Annotated in this window: 23 protein-coding genes; 15 read left to right on the forward strand and 8 right to left on the reverse strand. The window is 67.4% G+C overall.

Annotation, left to right across the window (positions count from 1 at the left end):
* Position 1: 1 nt before the first annotated feature.
* The 4 genes from BMW75_RS00325 to BMW75_RS00340 form a co-directional block, all read right to left on the reverse strand.
* A complete protein-coding gene (locus BMW75_RS00325; RefSeq protein ID WP_076521162.1) occupies positions 2–919 on the reverse strand; it encodes an ABC transporter permease in 918 nt (305 codons plus the stop codon).
* Position 920: 1 nt separating this feature from the next.
* On the reverse strand, positions 921–1838 hold the full coding sequence (locus tag BMW75_RS00330; RefSeq protein WP_076521161.1) for an ABC transporter permease: 918 nt from the start codon (positions 1836–1838) through the stop codon (positions 921–923).
* 63 nt (positions 1839–1901) lie between these two features.
* On the reverse strand, positions 1902–3488 hold the full coding sequence (locus tag BMW75_RS00335) for an ABC transporter substrate-binding protein (RefSeq protein ID WP_092575348.1): 1587 nt from the start codon (positions 3486–3488) through the stop codon (positions 1902–1904).
* Positions 3489–3511: 23 nt separating this feature from the next.
* Positions 3512–4225, reverse strand: a complete 714-nt coding sequence (locus BMW75_RS00340; RefSeq protein ID WP_371466541.1) for a GntR family transcriptional regulator — start codon at positions 4223–4225, stop codon at positions 3512–3514.
* A 235-nt stretch (positions 4226–4460) separates the two neighbouring features.
* Between BMW75_RS00340 and BMW75_RS00345 the strand changes: the two genes are divergently transcribed.
* The 3 genes from BMW75_RS00345 (at position 4461) to BMW75_RS00355 (ending at position 7876) form a co-directional block, all read left to right on the forward strand.
* Entirely contained in the window at positions 4461–5657 is a 1197-nt protein-coding gene (locus BMW75_RS00345) for a pyridoxal-phosphate-dependent aminotransferase family protein (protein WP_092575353.1), read from the forward strand.
* A gap of 22 nt (positions 5658–5679) precedes the next feature.
* Positions 5680–6738 (forward strand): serine hydrolase domain-containing protein, encoded by a 1059-nt coding sequence (locus tag BMW75_RS00350; protein ID WP_076521158.1) that lies wholly within the window; start codon positions 5680–5682, stop codon positions 6736–6738.
* A gap of 127 nt (positions 6739–6865) precedes the next feature.
* The gene (locus tag BMW75_RS00355) at positions 6866–7876 is read left to right on the forward strand and encodes an aldo/keto reductase (RefSeq protein WP_076521157.1); all 1011 of its coding nucleotides are present in this window, start codon (positions 6866–6868) and stop codon (positions 7874–7876) included.
* A gap of 39 nt (positions 7877–7915) precedes the next feature.
* Here the strand turns inward: BMW75_RS00355 and BMW75_RS00360 are convergent, their stop codons facing one another.
* On the reverse strand, positions 7916–8488 hold the full coding sequence (locus tag BMW75_RS00360) for a TetR/AcrR family transcriptional regulator (RefSeq protein ID WP_092575356.1): 573 nt from the start codon (positions 8486–8488) through the stop codon (positions 7916–7918).
* A gap of 215 nt (positions 8489–8703) precedes the next feature.
* On the opposite strand from BMW75_RS00360, the gene BMW75_RS00365 reads away from it, so the two are divergent.
* The 3 genes from BMW75_RS00365 to BMW75_RS00375 all read left to right on the forward strand — a co-directional run bounded on the left by BMW75_RS00365 (position 8704) and on the right by BMW75_RS00375 (position 14562).
* On the forward strand, positions 8704–9879 hold the full coding sequence (locus BMW75_RS00365) for an efflux RND transporter periplasmic adaptor subunit (protein WP_092576230.1): 1176 nt from the start codon (positions 8704–8706) through the stop codon (positions 9877–9879).
* A gap of 93 nt (positions 9880–9972) precedes the next feature.
* Positions 9973–13122 (forward strand): efflux RND transporter permease subunit, encoded by a 3150-nt coding sequence (locus BMW75_RS00370; RefSeq protein WP_092575359.1) that lies wholly within the window; start codon positions 9973–9975, stop codon positions 13120–13122.
* Positions 13123–13125: 3 nt separating this feature from the next.
* Positions 13126–14562, forward strand: a complete 1437-nt coding sequence (locus BMW75_RS00375) for an efflux transporter outer membrane subunit (RefSeq protein ID WP_092575362.1) — start codon at positions 13126–13128, stop codon at positions 14560–14562.
* Between the two features lie 19 nt (positions 14563–14581).
* Here the strand turns inward: BMW75_RS00375 and BMW75_RS00380 are convergent, their stop codons facing one another.
* Together BMW75_RS00380 and BMW75_RS00385 are read right to left on the reverse strand one after the other, a co-directional pair.
* Positions 14582–15922 (reverse strand): MFS transporter, encoded by a 1341-nt coding sequence (locus BMW75_RS00380; protein ID WP_076521153.1) that lies wholly within the window; start codon positions 15920–15922, stop codon positions 14582–14584.
* An 81-nt stretch (positions 15923–16003) separates the two neighbouring features.
* Complete coding sequence (locus BMW75_RS00385; protein ID WP_092575366.1) at positions 16004–17665, reverse strand: GMC family oxidoreductase; 1662 nt, start codon at positions 17663–17665, stop codon at positions 16004–16006.
* 134 nt (positions 17666–17799) lie between these two features.
* Between BMW75_RS00385 and BMW75_RS00390 the strand changes: the two genes are divergently transcribed.
* Positions 17800–18672 carry an IclR family transcriptional regulator gene (locus BMW75_RS00390; RefSeq protein WP_092575369.1) on the forward strand — a complete coding sequence of 291 codons (873 nt, stop codon included), beginning with the start codon at positions 17800–17802 and terminating at the stop codon, positions 18670–18672.
* Between the two features lie 37 nt (positions 18673–18709).
* Here the strand turns inward: BMW75_RS00390 and BMW75_RS00395 are convergent, their stop codons facing one another.
* Complete coding sequence (locus tag BMW75_RS00395) at positions 18710–19138, reverse strand: VOC family protein (protein ID WP_092575372.1); 429 nt, start codon at positions 19136–19138, stop codon at positions 18710–18712.
* Between the two features lie 166 nt (positions 19139–19304).
* On the opposite strand from BMW75_RS00395, the gene BMW75_RS00400 reads away from it, so the two are divergent.
* From BMW75_RS00400 to BMW75_RS00435, 8 genes are all read left to right on the forward strand, one after another.
* On the forward strand, positions 19305–19916 hold the full coding sequence (locus BMW75_RS00400; protein ID WP_076521150.1) for an LON peptidase substrate-binding domain-containing protein: 612 nt from the start codon (positions 19305–19307) through the stop codon (positions 19914–19916).
* 27 nt (positions 19917–19943) lie between these two features.
* Positions 19944–20834 carry a ParB N-terminal domain-containing protein gene (locus BMW75_RS00405; RefSeq protein WP_092576233.1) on the forward strand — a complete coding sequence of 297 codons (891 nt, stop codon included), beginning with the start codon at positions 19944–19946 and terminating at the stop codon, positions 20832–20834.
* Positions 20835–21057: 223 nt separating this feature from the next.
* On the forward strand, positions 21058–21738 hold the full coding sequence (locus tag BMW75_RS00410; RefSeq protein ID WP_092575375.1) for an RraA family protein: 681 nt from the start codon (positions 21058–21060) through the stop codon (positions 21736–21738).
* Positions 21735–22937 (forward strand): aminotransferase class I/II-fold pyridoxal phosphate-dependent enzyme, encoded by a 1203-nt coding sequence (locus BMW75_RS00415; protein ID WP_092575378.1) that lies wholly within the window; start codon positions 21735–21737, stop codon positions 22935–22937. Before BMW75_RS00410 ends, BMW75_RS00415 begins: the two co-directional genes overlap by 4 nt.
* Positions 22938–23009: 72 nt before the next feature.
* Entirely contained in the window at positions 23010–23831 is an 822-nt protein-coding gene (locus tag BMW75_RS00420; RefSeq protein WP_092575381.1) for an ABC transporter substrate-binding protein, read from the forward strand.
* Between the two features lie 134 nt (positions 23832–23965).
* Positions 23966–24655, forward strand: coding sequence for an amino acid ABC transporter permease (locus BMW75_RS00425; protein WP_076521146.1), 690 nt, complete (start codon positions 23966–23968; stop codon positions 24653–24655).
* Positions 24648–25337 carry an amino acid ABC transporter permease gene (locus BMW75_RS00430; RefSeq protein ID WP_076522118.1) on the forward strand — a complete coding sequence of 230 codons (690 nt, stop codon included), beginning with the start codon at positions 24648–24650 and terminating at the stop codon, positions 25335–25337. Before BMW75_RS00425 ends, BMW75_RS00430 begins: the two co-directional genes overlap by 8 nt.
* An 11-nt stretch (positions 25338–25348) precedes the next feature.
* Entirely contained in the window at positions 25349–26083 is a 735-nt protein-coding gene (locus tag BMW75_RS00435; protein WP_076521145.1) for an amino acid ABC transporter ATP-binding protein, read from the forward strand.
* The last annotated feature ends 27 nt before the right edge of the window (positions 26084–26110 follow it).

Consider the following 26110-nt stretch of genomic DNA (forward strand, 5'->3'; position numbering starts at 1 on the left):
CTCAGGCCCTCTCTTCAGGCGTCAGGAGTTGATGCAGGCCGTCGCCGGCCAGGTTGATCGCGAAGATCAGGAGCGCCAGGGCCGATCCCGGGATGGCGATCAGCCAGAACGAGAAGAACATGTAGGCCTTGGCTTCGGAGATCATCAGGCCCCAGGACGGCAGCGGCGGTTGCACGCCCAGGCCCAGGAACGACAGCGACGCCTCCAGCAGGATGGCGCTGGCCGCTTCCAGGGTGGCGATCACGATGAGCTGCGGCACCACGTTGGGCAGGACCTCGCCCCACACGATGCGCCAGGTGCTGGCGCCCGCGGCCTGCGCCGCGGCCACGTATTCCAGCGAGCGCACCTGCTGCGTGGCGCTGCGCATCACCACGGCGTAGCGGTCCCACTTGAGCAGGCCCAGCACCAGGATCACCACCCACAGTGACCCCCCGACGATGGCCACGGTGGCCAGCGCCACCAGGATCACCGGCATGGACAGGCGCGTGGTGATGAGGAACGACACGGCCATGTCGACCTTGCCGCCGAAGTAGCCGGCGGCCATGCCCATCGCGGTGCCGATGAGCCCCGAGATGAGCGCCACGCTGATGCCGATCAGGAGCGAAATGCGCGCACCGTAGAAGAGCCGCGACATGTAGTCGCGCCCGAGCTGGTCGGTGCCCAGCGGGTGCAGCCAGGTGCCTTTTTCATACCAGACGGGCGGCGCGGTACGGTAGGCCAGGTCCTGGAAGTAGGGATCGTGCGGCGAGATCCATGGCGCCAGCAGCGCGATCAGCACGATGACGAGCAGGATGCCGCCGCCGGCCAGAAGCGCCTTGTTGCGGCGCAGCCGGCGCCAGCGCAGCGCGGAGGCGGACAGTTCCAGCGGCGCCGGGGCGGGCGCGCCGGGCGCGGAAGGAGTGAGGATAGGCGTGTTCATGTCAGGACACCCGGATGCGCGGATCGAGCCACGCGTTGGCCACGTCGCTGGCGAGCGTCAGCAGCACGTACAGCACCGACAGCAGCAGCACGATGAGCTGCATGACCGGGTAGTCCTTGTACGTGATGCTCTGGTAGGCGAGGTACCCCAGGCCGTCCAGCGCGAAGATGGTCTCGATGACGACCGAGCCGCCCAGCAGGTAGCCCAGTTGCACCGCGGCCAGCGCCACCACGGGCACGATGGCGTTGCGCAGGGCGTGCTTGAAGATGATCTTCCTGGCCGGCAGACCCTTGGCCCGCGCGGTGCGGATGTAGTCGGCGCCCAGCACCTCGATCATCCCCGCGCGGATCAGGCGCATGAAGGCCGGCGCCACGTAGTAGCCCAGCGCGATGGCCGGCATGACGAAGTGCTGCCACGTGCCGCTGCCCGACACCGGCAGGATGCGCAGCGAAATGGAGAACAGCATGATCAGGATCAGCGCGAAGAAGAAATTCGGCAGCGCCTGGCCCAGCACGGCGATGGCCAGGCACACGCGGTCGATCAGGCTGCCCTTGTACAGCGCGGCCAGCACGCCCAGCGGGATCGAGATCAGGAGCGCGAAGGCCAGCGCGGCCATGCCCAGCTTGAGCGTGGTGGCCAGCTTGGACAGGATCAGCGGCCCGGCCTCGGTTTTGAAGTACACCGAGGTGCCGAAGTCGCCCTGCAGGATGTGCCAGAGCCAGTCGGCGTACTGGACGATGATGGGCCGGTCCAGCCCGTAGGTCTTGCGGATCAAGTCGATGTCGGCCTGCCGCGCGCCTTCGCCGGCCAGGGCCAGCGCCGGATCGCCCGACAGGTGCAGCAGCAGGAACGCCAGGACGGACACGGTCAGCGCCACCAGGGCCGCCAGGCCCAGGCGCCTCAGCGTGAAATAAAGCATAGGACTACCTCTCTGTTCAGCAGCGCCGGGCAGGCACGGGGCCGGCCCGGCGCGGACCGCGCCTTACTTCCAGCTCATGTCCCAGAATCGCACCAGCTCATCCGAGTAGGGCTTGAAGTTCACGTCCTTGGTGGCGACGTAGTAGGCGGGCAGCGTCCACAGCGGCACCGCGTAGGCCTTTTCCGCGATGATGTCCAGCGCCTCTTTGTAGGCTGCCTTGCGCGGCCCGAGCTCGATCGTGTGGTCGCCCTTGTTGAGCAGGTCGCGCACCTTGGGATCGCGGGTGATGTCGTCGTTGCCGAAGGCGAAGTACACCGGCGTGGACGCGGACACGTCGTTGACCAGGTTCGAGCCCCAGGTCTGGTGCGTGAGCGATGCCTTGTTGGCGCGGATCATGTCGCGCATGGCGGCGTACTGCAGGAAGTTCAGCTTGGCCCGGATGCCGACGGCCTGCAGGTAATTGATGATGGCCTCGGTCTGATTGCGCTCGCGGTAGGCCACGATGTCGATGTCAAAGCCATTGGGATAGCCCGCCTCGGCCAGCAGCTTCTTGGCCTGCGCCGGATCGTACTTGTAGGTCGGCGCGCCTTCCTGCGTGCAGCCGACCTGCGAGGGCGTGCAGATGGTATTGATGAGCCCGCCGCCTTCGCCCACGATGTTCTTGAGCATGGATTCGCGGTCGATCGCGTGGATGATGGCGCGGCGCACGCGCTCGTCCTTGAGCTGCGGCGCGGGCGTGCCCTCCAGGATGTTCATCTGCATGAACACGATGCGCATGGTGTTGCCCGTGACCATCTGCAGGTTGGGCATGCCGCCCAACTGTTCGGCCTGGTCCTTGGGCACGCTCATGATCAGGTCTTCGCCGCCCGAGATCACTTCCGCCATCTGCGTCTGGCGGTCGGGGATGAAGCGGATGACCACCTTGCCGATCTTGGGCTGCGCCTTGGGCGAGTCCTTGAAATAGTCGGCGTTGCGTTCCAGGGTGATGGACTTGCCGGGCTGGTAGTCCACCACCTTGTAGGGACCCGATCCGACCGGCTTGGCGTTCATGCCCTTGGGGCCGACTTCCTGGTAGTACTTGGCGGGGTGGATGGCGGCCGTGGTGGACAGGTATTCCTTGGCGCCGGGGAAGGGCTGCTTGGTGGTCAGGCGCACCTTGTATTTGTCGATCTTCTCGACCTTGTCGATCCACGACACGTTCTGCTGCGTGACCGCCTTGTTCTTGGGGTCGGCCACGAAGTTCAGCGTGTACACGACCGAGTCGGCGTCGAACTCCTCACCGTTGTGGAATTTGACGCCTTGGCGCAGCTCGAATTCCATGGTCTTGTCGTCGATCTGCTTCCAGCTCTTAGCAAGCTGGCCCTTGTACTCATTGGTGACCGGGTCGCGGTAGAGCAGGGTGTCCCACACGTTGGCGGCGATGATGACGCCGATGCGCACGTTGTTGAAGTAGGGATCGACGCTTTCCGGCGCCTGGTCGTAGGCCATGCGCAAGGTGTCGTCTTTCTTGCCGGCAAGCGCCGGCTGGGTGGCCAGGGCGGCGCAGGCAAGCAGGGCGGCGGCCAGGGACTTGAACGCAGGGATGCGGCGGGAGGACAGCGCGGGTGCAGCGGGGGTGAAGCGATAAGGTGTGAAGCGACAATCAGCCATGGTGAAGGCTCCTCTTGAAGACACTACATGTGTTGCGTATCTATCGTCTCGCTCCGGCTTTTGAGCGCCGCCTCGCATTTGCGCTGCAGGTGCTGCCGCATGATGGCTGCCAGCCGGTCCGCGTCACGCGCGGCCAGGGCCTCTGCCATTTCTATGTGTTCGCGCATCGCCAGATCCCATTTCTGGCGGTTTTCATTCGACACGAAGCGCAGGTTCTGAATTCGTGCGTTCTGCGCGTCGTACAGCTGTTTCAGCAGGCTGTTGTGGGCAGCCAGGCTGATGCGTTCGTGGATTTCCCGGTTGATCCGGAAGTACGTCGGCAGGTCGTGGCGGGCATGGCTGGCCATCATTTCGAAGGTCAGCGCGCGGATCTCCGCGATCTCCACGACCGAGGCGCGTTCGCAGGCCAGCCGGCAAGACATGGCTTCCAGGCCGCCGATGACTTCGAAGATCTCGCGGATGTTGGCCAGCGACAGCGCCACCACCTGCGCACCGCGGTTGGGTTCGATCTGCACCAGGCCTTCGGCGGCCAGCAGGCGGAACGCCTCGCGCAGCGGCGTGCGCGACACGCCGAGCAGGTCGCACAGCGCGCGTTCGTTCAGCCGTGTGCCCGGCGGGAACTCGCCCTGGATGATGCGTTCGCGCAGCGCGCCCGCCGCCGTGCCCGCCAGCGTGCGGCCGTCGCCGGCGGCACGGGCCGCCGGTTGCGGTGCGGGATCGGGCGAGGCATCGGCCATCGCGTGATCCGGCAACAGGCTAGGATCGCTGCGCATTGGTATACAAAAATTCCCCTTGTTTTCGCAGACTATAAACCCGACTTCGTCTTCCCTCTGATGGGTGCATACCCTAGGTTATGCGGGCAAAAACAATGGGATAGAGTGGCGCATGCCGCATATCCGCCTGCCGGCAGCGCGCGGTTCGCCTGCCGCGCCACACTGGCTGGTATACAAAACGTCCATTTTGGGGCCACGCATGCTCACGCTGAACACCCATCCGTCTGGCCGGCATTTCCTGCAGATTCCCGGACCCACCAACGTGCCGGACCGGGTGCTGCGCGCCATCGACCAGCCCACCATCGATCACCGCGGACCCGAGTTCGGGGCATTGGGGCGGGCGGTGCTGGCGGGCATCAGGCAAGTCTTCCAGACCGACGGCCCCGTCGTCATCTTTCCGGCCTCGGGCACCGGGGCGTGGGAGGCGGCGCTGGTCAATACGCTGTCGCCCGGCGATCGCGTGCTGATGGTCGAGACCGGCCATTTCGCCAGCCTGTGGCGCAAGCTTGCCGGGCGCCTGGGCCTGGACGTCGACAACATCGAAGGCGACTGGCGCCATCCGGTGGACCCGGACGCCATCCGCGCCCGCCTGGCCGACGACGCCCAGCACCGCATCAAGGCAGTCTGCGTGGTGCACAACGAGACGTCCACCGGCGTCACCAGCGACATCGCCGCGGTGCGCGCGGCCATGGACCAGACCGGGCACCCGGCGCTGCTGATGGTGGACACGATTTCGTCGCTGGGCTCCATCGACTATCGCCACGACGAATGGGGCGTGGATGTCACGGTGGCGGGCTCGCAGAAGGGGCTGATGCTGCCGCCTGGCCTGTCGTTCAACGCGGTGGGGCCGCGCGCGCTGGCGGCGGCCGAGACCGCCCGTTTGCCGCGGTCCTACTGGGATTGGCGCGAGATGCTGGGGCCCAATGAGAAGGGCTATTTCCCGTACACGCCGTCGACCAATCTGTTGTATGGCCTGCATGAGGCGCTGGCGATGCTGCACGCCGAAGGCCTGCCGCGCGTGTTCGCCCGCCACGAGCGCCACGCACGCGCCACGCGGCTGGCGGTGGCGGCCTGGGGGCTGGAGCTGCTGAGCCTGGACCCAGCCGCGCACAGTCCGGCGCTGACCGCCGTGCTGATGCCCGAGGGCCATGGCGCGGACGCGCTGCGCAAGGTGATCCTGGACCGCTACGACATGTCGCTGGGGCAGGGGCTGGGCAAACTCTCCGACCGCATCTTCCGCATTGGCCACCTGGGCCATTTCAACGATCTGACGCTGTGCGGCACGCTGGCCGGGGTGGAGATGGGGCTGGCCGCGGCCGGCGTCCCGCACCGCCCGGGCGGGCTGCAGGCGGCCATGGAATTCTTGTCCCGCGCGCCGGAACGCGCGGCGGGCTGAATCAATCACTACGAGGGAACCGATGAATACGCTCATGCAGCAGGCGATCCAGTTCGCCAATGACCACGAATCGCCCTGGGACCGCAGCGTCAAGGGCAATTTCGGCGTGCACCTGAATGATCCGCCGCCCTGGAACCGCCTGCTCGGCCCCATCCATGACCGCGGGCCGGTGTCCGGCGTGGTCGTGGTGGACGGCAAGACGGTGGCCGCCTGGGGCGAGCCCGACCGCGCCGACCTGACCTTCAGCGTCGCCAAGCTGTACCTGGCCATCCTGGCGGGCGTGGCCCATGACCGCGGCCTGCTGCCCGACGTGGACGAACCCGTGGGCAAGCGCGTGCCGGGCATCGGCTTTGACGAAGGCCGCAACGCGTCCATCACTTGGCGTCACCTGCTGCAGCAGACCAGCGAGTGGGAAGGCGAACGCTTCGGCGTGTCGGACCAGGCGGACCGCTACCGCGCCGTCACCTTCGGCGTGCCGCCCGACGGCAAGAAGGGCGATGCGCGCCCGTTGCAGACGCCCGGCACGTACTGGGAATACAACGACGTGCGCATCAACCAGCTGTCGTATGCGCTGCTGCACCTGTTCAGGAAACCGCTGCCGGAGGTCTTCCGCGAGGCGGTCACGCGCCCCATTGGCTGCAGCGAAGACTGGCAGTGGGTGGGCTACGACAACGCCTGGGTCGAGATCGACGGCCAGCGCATGCCGTCCGTGCCGGGCGGGTCGCACTGGGGCGGCGGCATGTCCATCAGCGCCAACGACCAGGCGCTGATTGGCCAGATGTTGCTGAACGACGGCCAGGCCAATGGGCAGCAGATCCTGTCGCGCGAATGGCTGCAGGCCATGCGCACGCCGTGCGACATCGCGCCGTACTACGGCTACCTGATCTGGCTGAACCACGAGGGCAAGGTGTTCCCCAGCGTGCCGTCGTCCAGCTTCTTCGGGGTGGGGGCGGGCAGTTCCTTCACGTGGGTGGAGCCGGAGCGCAAGATGGTGGTGATCGTGCGCTGGCTCAACTCGGCGCATGCGGATGCGCTCTTCGGCAAGATCCTGGCCGCGGTGGATGCTGGCGCCGGTGTCTGACACCTGGCAAAGCCCGGCGCGCCGCGCGGGTTTTGCGGCGTGTCAGGATTTTTCGGGCAAGATGTGGCGTTCGGCCGCGCTGCGGCGCGGCCACGCCTGACCTCTTCATCCGATCAAGGAACACGCCATGAATTACCGCCGACTGGGAACCAGCAATCTCCGGGTATCGCCGCTCTGCCTGGGCACCATGATGTTCGGAGAGCAGACGCCCGATGACGAGGCCGCGCGCATCGTCGCGTCGGCGCGCGACCATGGGCTCAATTTCATCGACACGGCCGATGTCTACAACGAGGGCCGTTCGGAAGAAGTGGTTGGCAAGCTGCTCAAGGGCCAGCGCCACGACTGGGTGCTGGCCAGCAAGATCGGCAATCCCGTCGGCAAGGGACCGAACCTGGCGCATTACTCGCGCCAGTGGCTGATCCGCGGGGTGGAGCAGAGCCTGTCGCGCATGGGCACGGATTTCATGGACATCCTGTACCTGCACCGCGACTACCACGAGGAAAACCTCGAAGAGGCGCTGTGGGCGCTGGGCGACCTGATCCGCGCGGGCAAGCTGCGCAGCTTCGGCCTGTCGAACTTCCGGGGCTGGCGCATCGCCGAAGTGATGCGCCTGTGCGAAAAACTGGGCGTGCCGCAGCCGGTGGTGTGCCAGCCTTACTACAACATGCTGAACCGCGGACCGGAGGTCGAGATCCTGCCGGCCTGCAAGCATTACGGGCTGGGCGTGGTGCCGTACAGCCCGATCGCGCGCGGCGTGCTCACGGGCAAGTACCTGCCGGGCCAGGCCCCCGCGGCGGATACGCGCGCCGGGCGCGGCGACCGCCGCATCCTGGCCACCGAGTTCCGCGAGGAGTCGCTGCAGATCGCGCAAAAGCTCGTCCAGCACAGCGCCGCGCGCGGCGTGCAGCCGGGGCATTTCGCCACCGCCTGGGTGCTGGCCAATCCCGTCGTCACGGCCGTCATCGCCGGCCCGCGCACGCTGGCGCAGATGGACGACTACTACGCGGCGCTGGACGTGACGATCACGCCCGAGGACGAGACCGTGGTGAACGACTGGGTGACGCCGGGCCACGCGTCCGCGCACGGCTACAACGATCCGAGCTATCCGTTTTATGGCCGTCCGGTGACGGCTGTGTAGCGGTCAACCCCGCGGTCAACCCCGCGGTCAACCCCGCGGTCAGCCTCGCGCCGCCGAGGGCTCGGCGGCGATGCCGTGCAGCATCATCTGTTCGGCAACCTGGGCGATTCCCATGCGGGCGATGCGCCCGCGCCGCTCGGCGTCCACCATGCTGGTGATGACGGCAATCAGGAGTTCGCTCAGCGCGGCGGCGGTCATGTCCACGCGGAAGACGCCTTCGCGCTGGCCTCGCAGAAAAAACGCGTCCAGCGTTTCCTGATACCCGGACCAGCTGTTCATGATGTCCGGCTCCAGTTCGGTGTCGGGCTTCCAGTTGTAGATCAGGAACGCGGTCAGCTCCTTGTGCGCCAGATGCTGTTCGATCAGGCTGCGCAGCGCCGCGCGCGGCGGGGCGGTCTCCAGATGCGAATCCGCCAGCGCCTGCTTCATGACGTGCGCGCAGTGCGTCATGAGCCGCAACACCAATTGGTCCCGCGTCTTGCAGAACCGGTACAAGGTCGCCTTGCTGACGCCGACCGCCTTGGCCAGTTCCTGCAGCGTCGCGCGCGGCTGGTCCACCATGGCAAGCGCCAGCGCGACGAGCAGCCGTTCGTGGCCGGCTTCTTCGGACATTGCTTCCTCCCCGTTTGTGCTTATCCCTTGGGCCGGTATTGGATCATGGTCGATTCACTTTGTACAAACTTTGGTCATTTGTTCAAGCAAAGACTTGTTTTTGGTCAAACTCAGTCTACTTAGCCGCAAATGAATCATTATTGATTCAAATCATCCTTTAAGGTAGCATCGGCGTCTCTTTGAATTCAAGACGCGGTGCGCGGGGGATGTGAATGATGTGGAACAAGGCATGGCGACTGCCCCTGGCGGCGTTGGCGGCGGCAACCTTTCTGGCCGCGTGCGGCGGGAAGGAGGGCGGCGAGCCGCAGGCGGCCGGACCGCGTCCGGTGAAGGCGCTGGCGGTGCAGCCCCAGCGTTACGCACTGACCAGCGAACTGCCCGGCCGGGTCGAGCCCATGCGCGTGGCCGAAGTCCGCGCCCGTGTGGCCGGCATCGTACTCAGCCGGGATTTCGAGCAAGGCGCCGACGTGAAGGCGGGCGACGTGCTGTTCCGCATCGACCCGGCGCCGTTCAAGGCCGCGTTGTCGCGCGCGCAGGGCGAGCTGGCCAAGGCCGAGGCCGCCGTGTCCGACGCGCAGGCCGTCGTCAGGCGCTACGCGCCGCTGGTCAAGATCGAAGCCGTCAGCCAGCAGGACTTCGATACCGCCAACACCACGCTCAAGAGCGCGCTGGCGGCCCGCCGCTCGGCCCAGGCCGACGTCGAGACCGCGCGGCTGAACCTGGACTACGCCACCGTGAAGGCGCCCATCTCGGGCCGCATCGGGCGCGCGCAGGTGACCGAGGGCGCGCTCGTGGGCCAGAACGAAGCCACCGTGATGGCGACGATCCAGCAGCTCGATCCGGTCTACGTGGACTTCAACCAGCCCGTGGCCGACATGCTGCGCATGCGCGCCGCCATGCAGGACGGCCGCCTGGGCGCGGGCGAGGGCGCCAGCATCTCCATCACCATCGACGGCACCGACCAGCAGCGCGAAGGCCGTCTGCTGTTCTCGGACATCGCCGTGGACCGCGGCACGGGCCAGGTCGCGTTGCGGGGCGAGTTCGCCAATCCCGACGTGTTGCTGTTGCCCGGCATGTACGTGCGCGTGCGCACGCAGCAGGGCGTGGACCCCGAAGCGATCCTGGTGCCCCAGCGCGCCGTCACGCGCAGCACCGATGGCAAGCCGCAGGTGCTGGTGGTGGGGGCGGATGACGTCGTGGAGAGCCGCGCGGTGCAGACCGGCACGATGCGCGGCGGCGATTGGCACATCACCGAGGGACTGGCGCCGGGCGACCGCGTCATCGTCGGGGGCGCGAGCGGCGCCGTCCCCGGCCAGAAGGTCAGCGTGACGCCCGTGAACCCGGCAAAGCTGGCCGCCGCCCGCGATGCCGCAGTGCCTGCCGCGCAATGAGCGGGCTGTGTGATCGGCCTCTGTTTGATCGGCTATTTGATCGGCCTGTGTAAGCAGCCTGTGATGCATCGCGCGCAAACCCGAAGGTAGAACATGTCCAAGTTTTTCATTGGCCGCCCCAATTTCGCCTGGGTGGTGGCCATTTTCATTTCGCTCGCCGGCCTGCTGGCGATTCCGTCGCTGCCGGTGTCGCAGTTTCCGGTGGTGGCCCCGCCGCAGGTGACCATCGCGGCCACCTATCCCGGCGCGTCCGCGACCGTGCTGGTCGATTCGGTGACCAGCGTCATCGAAGAGGAGCTGAACGGCGCGAAGAACATGCTGTACTACGAGTCGTCCAGCAGTTCCAGCGGCAGCGCGGAAATCACCGTCACGTTCGAGCCGGGCACCGACCCCGACCTGGCGCAGGTGGACGTGCAGAATCGCATCAAGAAGGCCGAGGCGCGCCTGCCCACGGCCGTGACGCAGCAGGGCCTGCAGGTCGAGCAGGCCAGTTCCAATTTCCTGATGATCTATGCCCTGACGTACAAGGGCGATGACGCGAACAAGGACGTGGTGGGGCTGTCCGACTACGCCGCGCGCCACATCAACAACGAGATCCGCCGCGTCGACGGCGTGGGCAAGGTGCAGTTCTTCGGGGCCGAAGCCGCCATGCGCGTCTGGATCGACCCGCAGAAGCTGCTGGGCCTGGGCCTGTCCGTGGCGGACGTCAACGCGGCCATCGCCGCGCAGAACGTGCAGGTGCCGGCCGGCAGCTTCGGCAGCCGTCCCGGCGCGGCCGAACAGGAGCTGACCGCGACGCTGGCCGTCAAGGGCACGCTGGACAATCCCGAGGAGTTCGGCCGCATCGTGCTGCGGGCGAATCCGGACGGCTCGTCCGTGCGGCTGGCCGACGTGGCGCGGCTGGAAGTCGGCCGGCAGAGCTATGACTTCGAAACGCGCCTGAACGGCAGGAAATCGGTCGGCGCGGCGGTCCAGCTTGCGCCGGGCGCCAACGCCATCGACACCGTCAAGGCCGTGAAGGCCCGGTTGCAGGAACTGTCGGCCTCGTTCCCGGAGGACGTGGCCTATTCGGTGCCGTTCGACACGTCCAAGTTCGTCAGCGTGGCGATCACGAAGGTGGTGCACACGCTGCTGGAAGCGATGGTGCTGGTGTTCCTGGTGATGTTCCTGTTCCTGCAGAACTTCCGCTACACGCTGATCCCGACCATCGTGGTGCCGGTGTGCCTGCTGGGCACGTTTGCGGTGATGTCGGTGCTGGGCTTCTCGGTGAACATGATGACGATGTTCGGCATGGTGCTGGCCATCGGCATCCTGGTGGACGACGCCATCGTGGTGGTCGAGAACGTGGAGCGGATCATGGCCGAGGAGGGGCTGTCGCCCCGCGAGGCCACGGTTAAGGCCATGGAGCAGGTGTCCGGCGCCATCGTCGGCATCACGCTGGTGCTGTCGGCGGTGTTCCTGCCGCTGGCGTTCATGAGCGGGTCGGTCGGCGTCATCTACCAGCAGTTCTCGCTGTCGCTGGCGGTGTCGATCCTGTTCTCGGGGTTCCTGGCGCTGACGTTCACGCCCGCGCTGTGCGCCACGTTCCTCAAGCCCATCCCGAAGGGCCATCACGAGGAAAAGAAGGGGTTCTTCGGCGGATTCAACCGCGTCTTCAACCGCCTGACGGGCCGCTTCGAGGCCCTGAACTCGCGGCTGGTGCGCCGCACCGGCCGCTACATGGTCATCTACGTCGCCATTGTCGCGGTGCTGGCCGTGCTGTACGTGCGCGTGCCGGAATCCTTCGTGCCGCCGGAAGACCAGGGGTATGTCATCGTCGACGTGCAGTTGCCGCCGGGCGCGACCCACATGCGCACCGACAAGGTCGTGGCGGACGTGGAGCAGCACCTGTTGTCGCTGGACGCCATGGGCGACGCCTTCACCGTGATGGGATTCAGCTTTTCGGGCACCGGCCAGAACGCGGGCATCGCGTTCCCGACGCTCAAGGACTGGTCCGAGCGCGGCGAGGGCCAAGCGGCCACCGACGTGGCCGACAGCGTGAATGCGCGCTTCGCGGCGATCGACGACGGCGCGGTCATGGCCGTCAATCCGCCGCCCATCGACGGGCTGGGCAATTCGGGCGGCTTCGCGCTGCGGCTGCAGGACCGCGGCGGCCTGGGTCGCGCGGCGCTGACCGACGCCCGCAACCAGTTGCTGGCGCAGGCCAACAGTTCGCCCGTGATCGCCTACGCCATGATGGAAGGCCTGGCGGATGCGCCGCAACTGCGGCTGGACATCGACCGCGAAAAGGCCGAGGCGCTGGGCGTGGGGTTCGACGTGATCAGCACGGCGATCTCGTCCGCCTACGGGTCGGCCACGATCAATGACTTCGCCAATGCCGGCCGCCTGCAGCGCGTGGTGGTGCAGGCCGACGTGCGCGACCGCATGAGGCCCGAAAGCATCCTGCAGCTGAACGTGCCGAACAAGACGGGCGGGATGGTGCCGCTCAGCGCGTTCGTCAAGACGGACTGGGAGACCGGGCCGGTGCAGATCTCGCGCTACAACGGCTATCCGGCCTTCAAGATCGCGGGCGACGCGATGCCGGGCAGCAGCACCGGCGAGGCGATGGCCGAAATCGAGCGCATCGTGGCGGGGCTACCCGAGGGCATTGGCTACGAGTGGACGGGCCTGTCGTACCAGGAGAAGTTCGCCGGTTCGCAGGCGCCCATGCTGTTCGCGCTGGCCTTTCTGGTGGTGTTCCTGCTGATGGTTGCGCTGTACGAAAGCTGGGCGATTCCGGCTTCCGTGATGCTGATCGTGCCCATCGGCGCCCTGGGCTCGGTGCTGGCGGTGACCCTGCTGGGCATGTCGAATGACGTGTACTTCAAGGTGGGCCTCATCACCATCATTGGCCTGGCGGCCAAGAACGCCATCCTGATCGTGGAGTTTGCCAAGAGCCTGCGCGAACAGGGCCACACGCTGGCCGACGCCGCCATCCAGGCCGCCAAGCTGCGCTTTCGGCCCATCGTGATGACGTCGCTGGCGTTCATCCTGGGCGTGGTGCCGCTGGCGCTGGCCACCGGCGCGGGCGCGGCCAGCCAGCGCGCGCTGGGCGTGGGCGTGATCGGCGGGATGCTGACCGCCACGCTGCTGGGCGTGATCTTCGTCCCCATCTTCTTCGTGTGGGTGCTGTCGCTGGTGCAGCGCTGGCGGGGCAAGTCCTCGCCGGCATCCGCCGCCGCGCCGCGCACGGTGCAGGAGTAATCCATGATGCAGACCTTCTTTCCCTTGCGGATTTCCGCGCTGGTCCTTGCCGCGGCGCTGGCCGGTTGTTCGATGGCCCCGGTTTACGAACGCCCGGCCTCACCGGTAAGCGAGCACTGGAGCAACGCCACGTCCGGCTCCGGGCGCTCGGCCGCGGCGACGCTCGGCTGGCAGTCCTTTGTCACCGACGAGGCCTTGCGCAAGCTGGTGGAACTGGCGTTGGAGAACAACCGCGACCTGCGCCAGTCGCTGCTCAATATCGAAGCGGCCCGCGCGCAGTACCAGATCACACGCGCGGACCGGCTGCCGACCCTGGACGCGCAGGGCACGGGCACGCGCCAGCGCGTGCCGGGCGACCTGAACACCACCGGCACGTCCGGCGTGCAAAGCAGTTACCAGGCCGGCGTGGGCCTCACGGCATTCGAGATCGACCTTTTCGGGCGGGTGCGCAGCCTGTCCGATGCGGCCCTGCAGGAGTTCCTGGCGACCGAGGCCACCGCGCGCAGCGCGCAGATCAGCCTGGTGGCCGAGGTGATCCAGGCCTACGTGGCCCGCGACAGCGCGCAGCGGCGCCTGGACGTCACGCGCCAGACGCTCGCCAGCCGCGAGGCGTCGCTGGAACTGATCGTCAAGCGCCGCCAGGCGGGCACGGCCACCGCCCTGGACTACCAGGAGGCGCTGGGCCTGACCGAACAGTCGCGCGCCGAGCTGGAACGGATGGACCGCGAGGTCCGGCAGGCCGGCAATGCGCTGGGCCTGCTGGTGGGCGTGCGCGACCTGTCTCCCTATCTGCCCGCGCGCACGGCGGATGCGCCCATGCTGGTGCAGGAGATCGCGGCGGGCGCGCCGTCGGACCTGCTGGAGAACCGGCCGGACATCCTGGCGGCCGAGCGTCAGTTGCAGGCGCGCAATGCCAGCATCGGCGCGGCGCGGGCGGCGTTTTTTCCCAGCATTTCATTGACGGGCCTGTTCGGCAGTTCCAGCGCGGACCTGTCGGGCCTGTTCGACTCGGGCCAGCGCGCCTGGTCGTTCACGCCGCAGATCACGCTGCCGATCTTTGCCGGCGGGCGCAACGTCGCCAATCTGGACCTGGCGACCGTGCGCAAGGACATCGCCGTGGCCGAGTACGAAAAGACCATCCAGACGGCGTTCAGGGAGGTGTCCGACGCGCTGGTGGCCACCGAGACGCTGCGGCGCGAAGAGGCCTCGCGCCGCGCGCTGGCGCAGTCCAGCCTGGTCGCGATGCGCCTGTCCGAGGCGCGCTACCGGGGCGGCGTGGACAGCCATCTACGCTATCTGGACGCGCAGCGCAGCGCGTACACGGACCAGATCGCCTACATCGACGTCAGTGCGCAGCGCCAGGCGGCGCTGGCGACGCTGTTCAAGGCGCTGGGCGGCGGCTGGCCGGCCCAGCAGCCGCCGCAGGCCGCGCGGGACTGAGGCGCGGCCGGCCTTCCGGCTACGCCTTGCGCAGACCGGCCGCCTGCATGGACGGCTGGTTGGCGCCGTCCAGCTCGGCCGGCTGCCTGCCGCGGCCGATCAGCCAGGCGCACACCGCCGACACCACGCCCGCGAACATCACGTACAGGCAGATCAGCCAGGGCTGGCCGCCGCCAGTCTTGAGCAGCGCCGTGGCGATGATGGGCGTGATCCCGGAGGCGAAGATGCCGGAGAACTGGTAGACGAAGGAAATGCCGGTGTAGCGCACCTTGGCGTCGAACAGCTCGCAGAACAGCGCGGCCTCCGGCCCGTAGACGGCGGCGTACAGGATGCCGAACGGGATGATGATGGCCAGCCAGATCAGCATCACGTTGCCGCCGCTGTTGATCATCATCCAGAAGCCCGGAAAGGACGCGGCCGCGGTGATGAGCGAGCCCCAGAAATACACGCGGGTGCGCCCGATGCGGTCGGACAGCCGGCCAAAGAACGGGATGAAAAAGCACATGACCAGCGCCGCGGCCATCACCCCGATCAGCGCCTCGGTCCGCGTGATCTGCACGGTCTGCGTCAGGAACGAGATCGAGAACACGCCGAACACGTTGAAGAACACGCCGTCGATGTAGCGCGCGCCCATGCCCTTGACCACGTTGCCCGGATAGCGCCGCATCATGTCCATGAAGGGGATGCGGCTCTCGGCGTTCTGCGCCTTGACCGCCGAGAACTCCGGCGTTTCCTTGATGTTCAGCCGGATGTACATGCCCACGGCCACCATGACGGCCGACACCAGGAACGCGACGCGCCAGCCCCAGGCCATGAACTGCTCGTCGGTCAGTAACACGGACAGCAGCGCCACGGTGCCGGAGGCCAAGCACAGCCCGATGGCCAGGCCGATCTGCGGCAGCGACGCGTAGAAGCCTTTCTTGTCGGGCGGGGCGTATTCATACGCCATGAGCACCGCGCCGCCCCATTCGCCGCCCAGCCCGATGCCCTGGAACACGCGCAGCAGGAGCAGAAGAATGGGCGCCCAGACGCCGATGGTCTCGTAGGTGGGCACCAGGCCGATCAGGAAAGTGGCCACGCCCATGATCATCAGCGTCATCACCAGCATGCTCTTTCTGCCGATGCGGTCGCCGAAATGGCCGAAGATCAGCCCGCCCAATGGCCGCGTGACGAAGCCGACGGCAAAGGTCGTGTAGGCCAGCATGGTGGAAACCAGCGGGTCGCCTGCCGGAAAGTACAGCTTGTTGAATACGATGCCGGCGACGACGCCATACAGGAAAAAGTCGTACCACTCGATGGTGGCGCCGATCAGCGAGGCGGTGACGACTTTGCGCACCGCCGCTTCGTTTTGCTTGGCCATGTCTAGTCTCCTTTGGTGGGTCGGCCGGGCAATCTGCGTTGCCGCGGACCGGGTCTGTCTGCGATATGCGATATGCGATTCCTATCCTGGGTCCGTCATTGCCATGCGGGCCGGCGCGCGCACGGCCTGCGCACGCGACTGGTGCGCGTCCTGCAGCATGAAATCCGCCGCGCGCTCGGCCAGCATCACGACTGGCGCGTTGGTATTGCCCGAGACCAGCGTGGGCATGATCGAGCAATCCACCACGCGCAGCGCCGACACGCCGTGCACGCGCAGCCGCGCGTCGACCACGGCCATGGGATCGCTGCGCGGCCCCATTTTTGCGGTGCCCGACGGGTGGAAGATGGTGGCGCCGTATTCGCGGCAGAAATGCAGGATCTCGTCGTCGGAACGCACGTCCGCGCCGGGGCGGAACTCGCGTTTCATCAGGCCGGCCAGCGGCTCGGTCGCGGCCAGCCGGCGCGCATAGCGCACGGCGGCGACGGCCATGCGGCGGTCCAGGTCCGTCGACAGGTAGTTGGGCTGCATCGACGGCGCCTCGAACGGATCCGCGCTGCGCAGGCGCACGCGTCCGCGCGAGGTCGGGCGTAGCTGGCATACGGAATAGGTGCAGCCCGAGAACGGATGCACCTTGCCGCCGGCCATGTCGGCCGACAGGGTCGCGAAATGGAACTGGGTGTCGGGCGTGCGGCTGGCCGGATCGACCCGGCAGAACAGGCCGCCCTGGTTGATGCCCACGGCCAGCGGGCCGCTGCGCAGCAGCAGCCATTGCAGCCCCATGCGCAGGCGTCCGGTCAGCGTGCGCAACTGGTCATTGGTGGTGATGGGCCGGGTGGTCTCGTAGATCAGGCGGATCTGCAGGTGGTCCTGCAGGTTTTCGCCCACGCCGGGCAGGTCGCGCACCACGCCGATGCCGAATTCGCGCAGCAGGCCGGCCGGGCCCACGCCCGAAAGCTGCAGCAATTGCGGCGATTGCAGCGCCCCGGCGCACAGCACCACTTCGCGCCGCGCGCGCAGCGTGCGCACCTGGCCACCCTGGCGGTAGCGCACGCCGCAGGCGCGGGTGCCCTCGAACAGCACGGCCATGGCGTGCGCGTCGGTCTCGATGCGCAGGTTGGGCCGGTCCTGCGCCGGACGCAGGTAGGCCACGGCGGTGGAGCAGCGGCGGCCGCTGCGCGTGGTGAGCTGGTAGTAGCCCACGCCCTCCTGATCGCCGGTATTGAAGTCGCGCAGGTGCGGGATGCCCAGTTTCCCGGCGGCGCCGATCAGCGCTTCGACCAGCGGGTGGGGCGTCTTGATGGACGTGGCGTTCAGCGGGCCTTGCGTGCCGCGGGTGGGGCTGGGACCCAGGTCGTTGTTTTCGAGCTTGCGGAACCAGGGCAGGCAGTCGTGCCAGCCCCAGCCCGGATTGCCGGCGTCGGCCCAGGCGTCGTAATCGCCCTGCTGGCCGCGGATGTAGATGAGGCCATTGATGGCGCTGGAGCCGCCCAGCGTGCGTCCGCGCGGCCAGTAGATGCGGCGGCCCAGCATGTTCGGATCGGGGTCGGTGTAGAAGCCCCAGTTCACGACCTTGTGGAACATCGTCTTGCCGTAGCCGATGGGGATATGAATCCACGGATAGGTATCCCGGGGGCCGGCTTCCAGCAGGCAGACGGCATGCGCGCCGTCCGCGCTCAACCGGTTCGCCATCACGCATCCGGCCGAGCCGGCGCCCACCACGATGTAATCGACGGTATCGGACATTTCCACGCGGTCTCCCTTATATTTGTCCGGCAGGGCCGCGGTCCGCGCTACGCCATGCGGACCGGGCGGGCATCTGAGGCGATTCTAGGAAGCGCGCGCACAGAACAAAGCACAACACGCGCAGGGGCGGAGAAATGGAACAGAACATGCAGCTTCGGTTTCAAAATCGCAGTGCAGCATCGGACCAGGCGGCCGATGGCCGCGCCGACGATGCGGGCGGGCAGCAGGAGGCCGCGCGTTCGCTGCGGGCGCTGCTGGTGCTGGATCACCTGGCCCGCGCCCAGCATCCGCCCACGCTGGCGCAGCTTGCGCAGCGGCTGGACATGCCCAAGACCACGCTGATGCGGCTGCTCGCCGCCATGCAGCGCGCCGGCTACGTGGCGGCCACGCCCACCGAAAACGGTTTCGTGCCCGGACCGCAGGCCACCTCGCTCGCGCTTGCCACCTTGCGCGCCTGCGCCTTCACGCGCGCCTGCCGCGCGGTGCTGACCAAGCTGGTGGGCACGCTGGGCGAGACCTGCAACCTCACCGCGCCGGACGGCGACCGGGTCGTCTATATGGAACGCGTCGAGACGTCGGAGCCGCTGCGCCTGTTTTTCGCGGTGGGCAGCCACGTGCCCATGCATTGCACCGCGAGCGGCAAGCTGTTCCTGGCGTCCATGAACCGGCTGGAGCGCAGCCGCGTGCTGGCGCGGCTGCCGCTCACGCGCAACACGCCGCGCACGCTGACCGATCCGGCCCGGCTGGAAGCGGAACTGGAGCGGCTGGCCGCGCGCGGCATCGGCATCGACAACGAGGAATTCGTGCGCGGGATGAGCGCGGTGGCGGTGCCGGTGCGCGACGGCGAGGACCGCGTGGTGGCGGCGGTGGCCTGCCATGCGCCCACGGCGCGCGTCATGCTGGACGATCTGCTGCGCGCGGTGCCGGTGCTGCAGGGCGCGGCGCAGGCGCTGCACGAGGTGCTGGCGGCGCACCGGCCGGGCGGCCAGGGCGAAGCGCGGACCTGAACTCCAGGCCGGTCGCCCGGGCTGGCCGCCCGCGCCCTCAGTGGCTCAGGCGTCCGCCGCTCACCATCCAGCGGGTGCCGTAACGGTCGATCAGCGCGCCGTAGGCTTCCGCCCAGAACGTCTTTTGCAGGGGCAGGGTGACGCTGCCGCCCTCGGCCAACTGGTCGAACACGCGGTGCGCGTCGGACACCGTGGGATAGGCCAGCGCCAGCGCCACGCCCTGCTTGCCGGGATACGGGTGCCCGGCGGTGGCGTCGCTGGCCAGCAGCGTCTGCTCGTCCAGCGTCAGCCGCGCATACATGACGCGCGTGGCGTCTTCGTCGGACAGCACGGGCATGGCGGCGTCCGCGGGCGCATCCGCATAGCGGACCAGGGCGTCCAGGCGGCCGCCCAGCACACGTTCATAAAAGCGCATGGCCTCGGCGCAATTGCCGTCGAAACTGAGGTAGGCGGATAGCTGGGGCATGATGTCTCCGTGCGGGATGGGGGCCGGTGCGCGCGCCTGGCCAAGGCGAGCCGCGAATCGGGCCTATGATGTGAGTCTGCCGCGAAACGGCGGCGGCGTAACGTGTTTTTTCACCTGCAGGTGCCCGTGGAAGATGTCTTCCGCGTGACATGAACTGGAGGCGGCCATGTCGCTGATTCCCTTGTTTCCGCTATCCAATCCGCTGTTTCCGGGCGGCGTCGTCCATCTGCGCATCTTCGAGGTGCGCTATCTGGACATGATCCGCCGCAGCATCGCGCAGGGCGCCGAGTTCGGCATCGTGGGGCTGCTGGCGGGCAGCGAGGTGCGCTCTCCGGAAGGCGTGGAGACGCTGTCTCCGGTGGGCACCATGGCGCGCGTGGATACCTGGGAAGCGCCCATGCCGGCCTTGCTTGAAATCCGCTGCATGGGCACCACGCGCTTCCGGCTGCGGTCCAGCGAGGTGGCAAAATACGGGCTTTGGATGGGCGAGACCGAGCCCATTCCCGATGACCCGCCCACCCCCGTGCCGGCGGCCATGCAGGGCAGCGCCGATGCGCTGGGCCGGCTGGTGGCCCAGTGGCAGCAGGAAGGCGTGCCCGCCCGGAAGATGCCGTTGGCGCCGCCGTTCCGGTTGGACGATTGCGGCTGGGTGGCGAACCGCTGGTGCGAACTGCTGCCCCTGCCGCCGGACGACAAGGCCACGCTGCTGGGGCTGACCGACCCGGTCGCGCGCCTGGCGGCGATCCAGGACGTGCTGCGCGGGCAGGGGCTGGCGTAGGGCGGGGCCGTACACGATTTGGACACCATGGATATCAGGATAGATGAAGGCCTGCGCGCCTATATAGACCCGCTGACCGAAGACGAGCACGCCGCGCTGGAGCGCAGCCTGCTGGCCGAAGGCTGCCGCGACGCCCTCGTCCTGTGGGGCGACCTGCTGATCGACGGCCACAACCGCTATGCGCTGTGCATGAAGCACGGCATCCCGTTCCGGACGACGCAGAACACGCACTTCAAGTCCATGGACGACGTGCATCTGTGGATGATCGAAAACCACCTGGGCCGGCGCAGCGTGTCGGACTTCCAGCGCGGCGTGCTGGCGTTGCGCAAAAAGGAAATCCTGCAGGCGCGGACCGCCGCCGAGGAAGCGCCGGCCGAGGGGGCGCCGCAGGACGGACCGCCCGATGACGGATCTCCGCCCTGGGATGAGGACGCTCCGGCGCAGGAAGGCGCCGCGCCCCGCATGCCCGCCAACACGAACTGGAAGCCGGCCGTGCCCAGCCGCCAGGCGCTGGCGCGCGCCGCCCGCATCAGCAGTAATACGCTGGGCCAGATCGAGAAAATCCAGAAGAGCGCGGCGCCCGAATTGGTGCGCGCGGTGAAAGAGGGCGCGATTTCCATCAACGCCGCGGCGGCGGTGGCGTCGCTGCCCGCCGAACGCCAGGCCGCGGCCGTGGCCGGCGGCCGCAAGGAACTGCAGCAGGCCGCCAGGGAAGTGCGCCAGGCCAAGGCGCCGGCGCCGCGCGAGGCGCCGCCCGAGGTGCCGATCGACAGCATCGAGGACATGCCCGCCGAAATTGCGCGGCTGCGGCAGTTGCTGGCCAAGCTGACCGACGAGCGCGACCAGTTGAAGAAGAAGGTCATGCATCTGACGGTGGCCTTGTCCGAGGCGCGCAGCGCGGCCGGCGGGGATGATTGACGGCGGCGGTGGGCGGCGGCGGGTGATCCAAAGCGGTGACTGACGGCGTTGTCCAAGGCCGTCCGCACCCGGATGCACGAATAAGGGATAACCCGTAAAGCCTGAAATCCACGAAAAAAATTCGTGGATCGATGGGAATTTATATCGTTTTGAGGAAAGGCTTGTGCGGCTTTGTAATGCAGGTTCGCTTTAACGCATCCCGCATTCACACCTGACTTCCCTTATGAATCCCATCGGATATCGCATACTTTCCCGGCCCGGGCCGGCCGTCGCCGCCGACGTGCTGGCCGGCTTCGCCAGCATCGGCTCGGCCCAGATCAGCGACTGCATGAACCGCCTGTACGGCGTGTCGGGCTTGCGGCCGCTGCACGGCGGCACGCGCCGCACGGTCGGCCTGGCGCTCACCGTCAAGACCCGCCCGGGCGATAACCTGATGATCCACAAGGCGATTTCGCTGGGCGGCGCGGGCGACGTGATCGTCGTGGACGGGGCGGGCGACACCAGCAACGCGCTCGTCGGCGAACTGATGATGATGGACGCGCAGTCGCGCGGCATCGAAGGCTTTGTGATCGACGGCGCCGTGCGCGACGCGGACGTGTTCGCGCAGGGCGAGTTCGGCTGCTTTGCGCGCGCCGTGTCGCACAAGGGTCCCTACAAAGACGGCCCCGGCGAGATCAATGTGCCCGTGTCGGTGGGCGGCCAGGTGGTCCAGCCCGGCGACGTGGTCGTGGGCGACGCCGATGGCGTGGTGGTGATCCCGGCCGAACATGCCAGCGCGGTGCTGGCCCTGGCCCTGAAGAAGGAAGCCGACGAAGCCGTGGCCAAGGAAAAGCTGCGCGCCGGCACGTACACCAAGCCGTGGCTGGAAAAGACCCTGGCCGAAAAGACGGGGGCGGCCCAATGAGCATCGTCGCCGACCGCATCAAGCGCATCAAGCTGTCGCCCAGCGTTGCCGCGCGCGCCATCATTGCCGAACTGCGCGAGCAGGGCCGCCGCATCATCGACCTGACCATCGGCGAACCGGATTTCTCCACGCCCGAACACATCCGCCAGGCGGCCACCGCCGCCATGAACCGCGGCGAGACCAAGTATCCGCCGGCGCAGGGCACGGTCGCCCTGCGCAAGGCCGCGGCCGCCCATCTGCGGGAAGCCACCGGCGTGGAATACCCGGCCGCGCGCGTCATCGTCAGCACGGGCGCCAAGCAGGTGATCTTCAACGGCCTGGCCGCCACGCTGAACGACGGCGACGAAGTCCTGATCCCGGCGCCGTTCTGGGTGTCGTATCCGGACATGGTGCTGGTCAACGGCGGCGTGCCCGTTGCCGTGGAAACGTCGCCCGCCACGGACTACAAGGTGACGCCGCAAGCGCTGGAACGCGCCATCACGCCGCGCACCAAGTGGCTCATGATGAATGCGCCCAGCAATCCCACCGGATCGGTCTACAGCGCGGACGAGCTGCGCGGCCTGGCCGAGGTCCTTCAGCGCCATCCGCACGTCTGGCTGATGACCGACGACATCTACGCGCGCCTGAACTTCACCGGCGAGCCGACGGTGCACCCGTTGCAGGTGGCGCCGGAACTGGCCGCGCGCACGCTGGTGGTCAACGGCGTGTCCAAGGCCTATGCCATGACCGGCTGGCGCATCGGCTATGGCGCCGGCCCGGACGAACTCATCAAGGCGATGGCGATCCTGCAATCGCAAAGCACGTCGGGCGCCTCGTCGGTCAGCCAGGCGGCCGCGCTCGAAGCCCTGACCGGCCCGCAGGACTGCGTGGTCGAGTTTGCCAAGGTGTTCCGCGAACGCCGCGACCTGGCGATCGCCGAACTGTCCGGCGCGCCGGGCCTGGACATCGTCGTGCCGCAGGGCGCCTTCTATGTCTTTCCGGACTGCTCGGGCCTGTTGGGCAAGAAGACGCCGGCCGGCGATGTGATCGCCACCGATACCGATTTCACGCACTACCTGCTGCGCGAAGCCGGTGTTGCCGTCATCGACGGCCACGCCTACGGCGCGCCGGGCACGTTCCGGCTGTCGTTCGCCGCATCGCTGGACGATATCCGCCAGGGATGCGCCGCCATCCGCGAGGCCTGCGCCAGGCTGGCCTGACGCCCGCCGGATCGATTCATTCAGCGCCACATCCAGTCTGTTCACCACACAACCATTCAAGGGGAATCAACAATGAAGCGTCACACTCTATTTGCCGCCTGCCTCGGCTTGGCCTCGCTGGGCCTGGCCGGACTTGCCCATGCCGACCAGGTGGACGACATCAAGGCGCGCGGCGAGCTGATCTGCGGCACGCTGGGCACCTCGCAGCCGTTCAGCTTCCAGGATGGCGCGACGCGTCAGCTCGTGGGCTACGACGTGGACGTCTGCAAGCTCGTCGCCGACAAGCTGGGCGTCAAGATCAACTACAAGCTGCTGTCCGTGGCGGCGCGCGTGCCTGAACTGAACGAAGGGCGCGTCGACATCCTGGCGGCCAACCTGGGCTATTCGCCCGACCGCGCCCAGCAGATCGCCTTCAGCCACGCCTATTACGTCAGCCCGCAAAAGCTGCTGGTGCGCAAGGATTCGGGCCTGGATTCGATCGAAGCCCTGAACGGCCGCCGCATCGGCGCGACCAAGGGCTCCAGCTCCGAGCGCGAAATCAAGCGCATCCTCGACAAGTCGCAGGTCATCGGCTATGGCGACAGCTCGGCCACCTACCTGGCCCTGCAGCAGAAGAAGGTGGACGCGCAGTTCGCCTCCGAGCTGGTGCTGGTGCGCCTGGTGCTGCAAAGCCCGCCGACGGCGCCGGTCAGCGTGATTCCGAAGGCGGTGTTCGACGAGCCCTGGGGCCTGGGCGTGCGCAAGTCCGAACCGCGCTTCCTGCAAACGGTGAACCAGGCGCTGGATGAGGCCGAGGCCTCGGGCGCGGCCGGCAAGCTGTTCGACAAGTGGTTCGGTCCGGAAACGCCGTACAAGCTGGAACGCAGCTTCAAGATCGGCCCGATCGCCGGCTGAGGGCGCGGACCGCAGCGCTGTCTTTCGCCAGTCCCCGTCACGGCTTCCCGCGTCTTGCAAGGCAACGCCAGGCAACGCGCGGGGAGCCGTGACGCTTGGCGTCGAGTGCCCGATCGCAGGAGATTGATAGTTTTATGAGCTTTCTAGACGCTTCCCAATACCAGCTACTGCTCAGCGGCATGGCCGTCACCGTGCAGCTTTTCCTGGTCGCCTGGGTCATGGCGTTTTCCATCGCGGTGACGCTGGTGGTGGTGCGCGCCACCAACCTGGCCCCGTGCCGCTGGCTGGTCGACGCCTATGTCGAATACCACCGCAACGTGCCGCTGCTGGTGCAGGTGCTGTTCTGGTATTTCGGCATGCCCGAGCTGCTGCCGGAAGGCTTTCGCATGTGGCTGTACGCGCACAACGCCGAGATGTCGCTGGCGGCGATCGCGCTGGCGCTGGGTTCGGCCGCTTACATCGCCGAAGACATTCGCAGCGGGCTGCGCGCCATTCCGGGCACCCAGTTCGAGGCCGCGCGGGCGCTGGGCGCGAGCTATCTGCAATGCATGCGCTTCGTGATCGTGCCGCAGGCGGTGCGCATCTCGATTCCGCCGCTGGTCGGCCGCGCGCTGCTGCTGTTCAAGAACACCAGCGTGGCCATGGCGATCGGGGTGATGGAGCTGACTTACCAGGCCCGGGAGATCGAAAACGAGACCTACCGCACCTTCGCCACCTTCGGCGCGGCGACGATCATGTACCTGCTGGGATCGTTCCTGATCATGGCATTGGGATCGCGCCTCTACGCCCGTTATCGTCTGAACCGCGGAGGCCATGGTGCTTGATCTCCTGATGCAATACTGGCCCACGCTGCTCGTGGGCCAATACCCGAACGGTCCGCTCGGCGGACTGGCGCTGACGCTGATCCTGGCGGCCCTGGGCCTGGCCATGTCGCTGCCGCTGGCGCTTTTGATCGCGCTGGCCCGGGTCAGTCCCTACGGCTGGCTGCGCACGGCGAGCAAGGCGCTCGTCAATGTGGTGCGCGGGATGCCGCTGCTGATGCTGATCTTCTGGGCGTATTTCGTCGTGCCCAAGCTTACCGGCCAGGTGGTCAGCGGCTTCTGGACGCTGATCTTCGCGCTGGTGGTCTATGAAAGCGCCTATCTGTCCGAGGTGATCCGCTCCGGCATCGAGGCGGTGCCGCGCGGTCAGATCGAGGCCTCGCGCTCGCTGGGCGTGGGCTACTGGACGACGATGCGCAAGGTGGTGCTGCCGCAGGCGCTCTTTAACGTGCTACCCAGCATGACCAGCCAGTTCGTCTCCACCATCAAGGAAACGTCGCTGGGCTATGTCATCAGCGTCAACGAACTGACCTTTGCCGCCAATCAGGTCAACAACCTGGTGCTGACCCAGCCGCTGCAGGTGTTCGGCATCCTGGCCATCATCTACTTCGTGGTGTGCTTCAGCCTGAGCCGCGGCGTGAGCTGGCTGGACCTGCGCATCCGCCGCTCGCGCGCCATGGCCTAAAGGAAAAAAACATGATCAAACTCGAGAAAGTCAACAAGTGGTACGGCGAGCATCATGTGCTCAAGGATGTGGACCTGGCGGTGGCGCGGGGCGAGGTCGTGGTGGTGTGCGGCCCGTCGGGGTCGGGCAAGTCCACCATGATCCGCACGGTCAACCGGCTGGAGCCCATCGAAAAGGGCCGCATCCTGATCGACGGCGCCGATATCTACGAGAAGGGCGCCAACCTGAACGCGCTGCGCCAGAAGATCGGCTTCGTGTTCCAGCAGTTCAATCTGTTCCCGCACATGAGCGTGCTGGAGAACGTGATCTTTGCGCCCGTCAACATCCGCAAGCAGCCGCGCAAGCAGGCGGTGGAACTGGCGCGCGGCCTGCTCGACCGCGTGGGGCTGGCGCACAAGATCGACGCCTATCCGGGATCGCTGTCGGGCGGCCAGCAACAGCGCGTGGCGATCGCGCGGGCGCTGGCCCTGCAGCCGCCGGTGATGCTGTTCGATGAGCCGACCAGCGCGCTGGACCCGGAGATGGTGGGCGAGGTGCTGCAGGTGATGAAGGGCCTGGCCAAGGACGGCATGACGATGGTGTGCGTGACCCACGAAATGGGCTTCGCGCGCGACGTGTGCGATCGCGTGGTGTTCATGGACGCGGGCGAGATCCTGGAAGTGGACACGCCCGAGCGCTTCTTCAGCGCCCCGGCGCATCCGCGCGCCCAGCGTTTCCTGGCGGACATCCTGCATCCGCGCGGCTGAACTCCCGGGGCCGCGCGGCCGCGAGGA

This window comes from Achromobacter sp. NFACC18-2, from assembly GCF_900108985.1.
GTDB lineage: Bacteria > Pseudomonadota > Gammaproteobacteria > Burkholderiales > Burkholderiaceae_B > Achromobacter.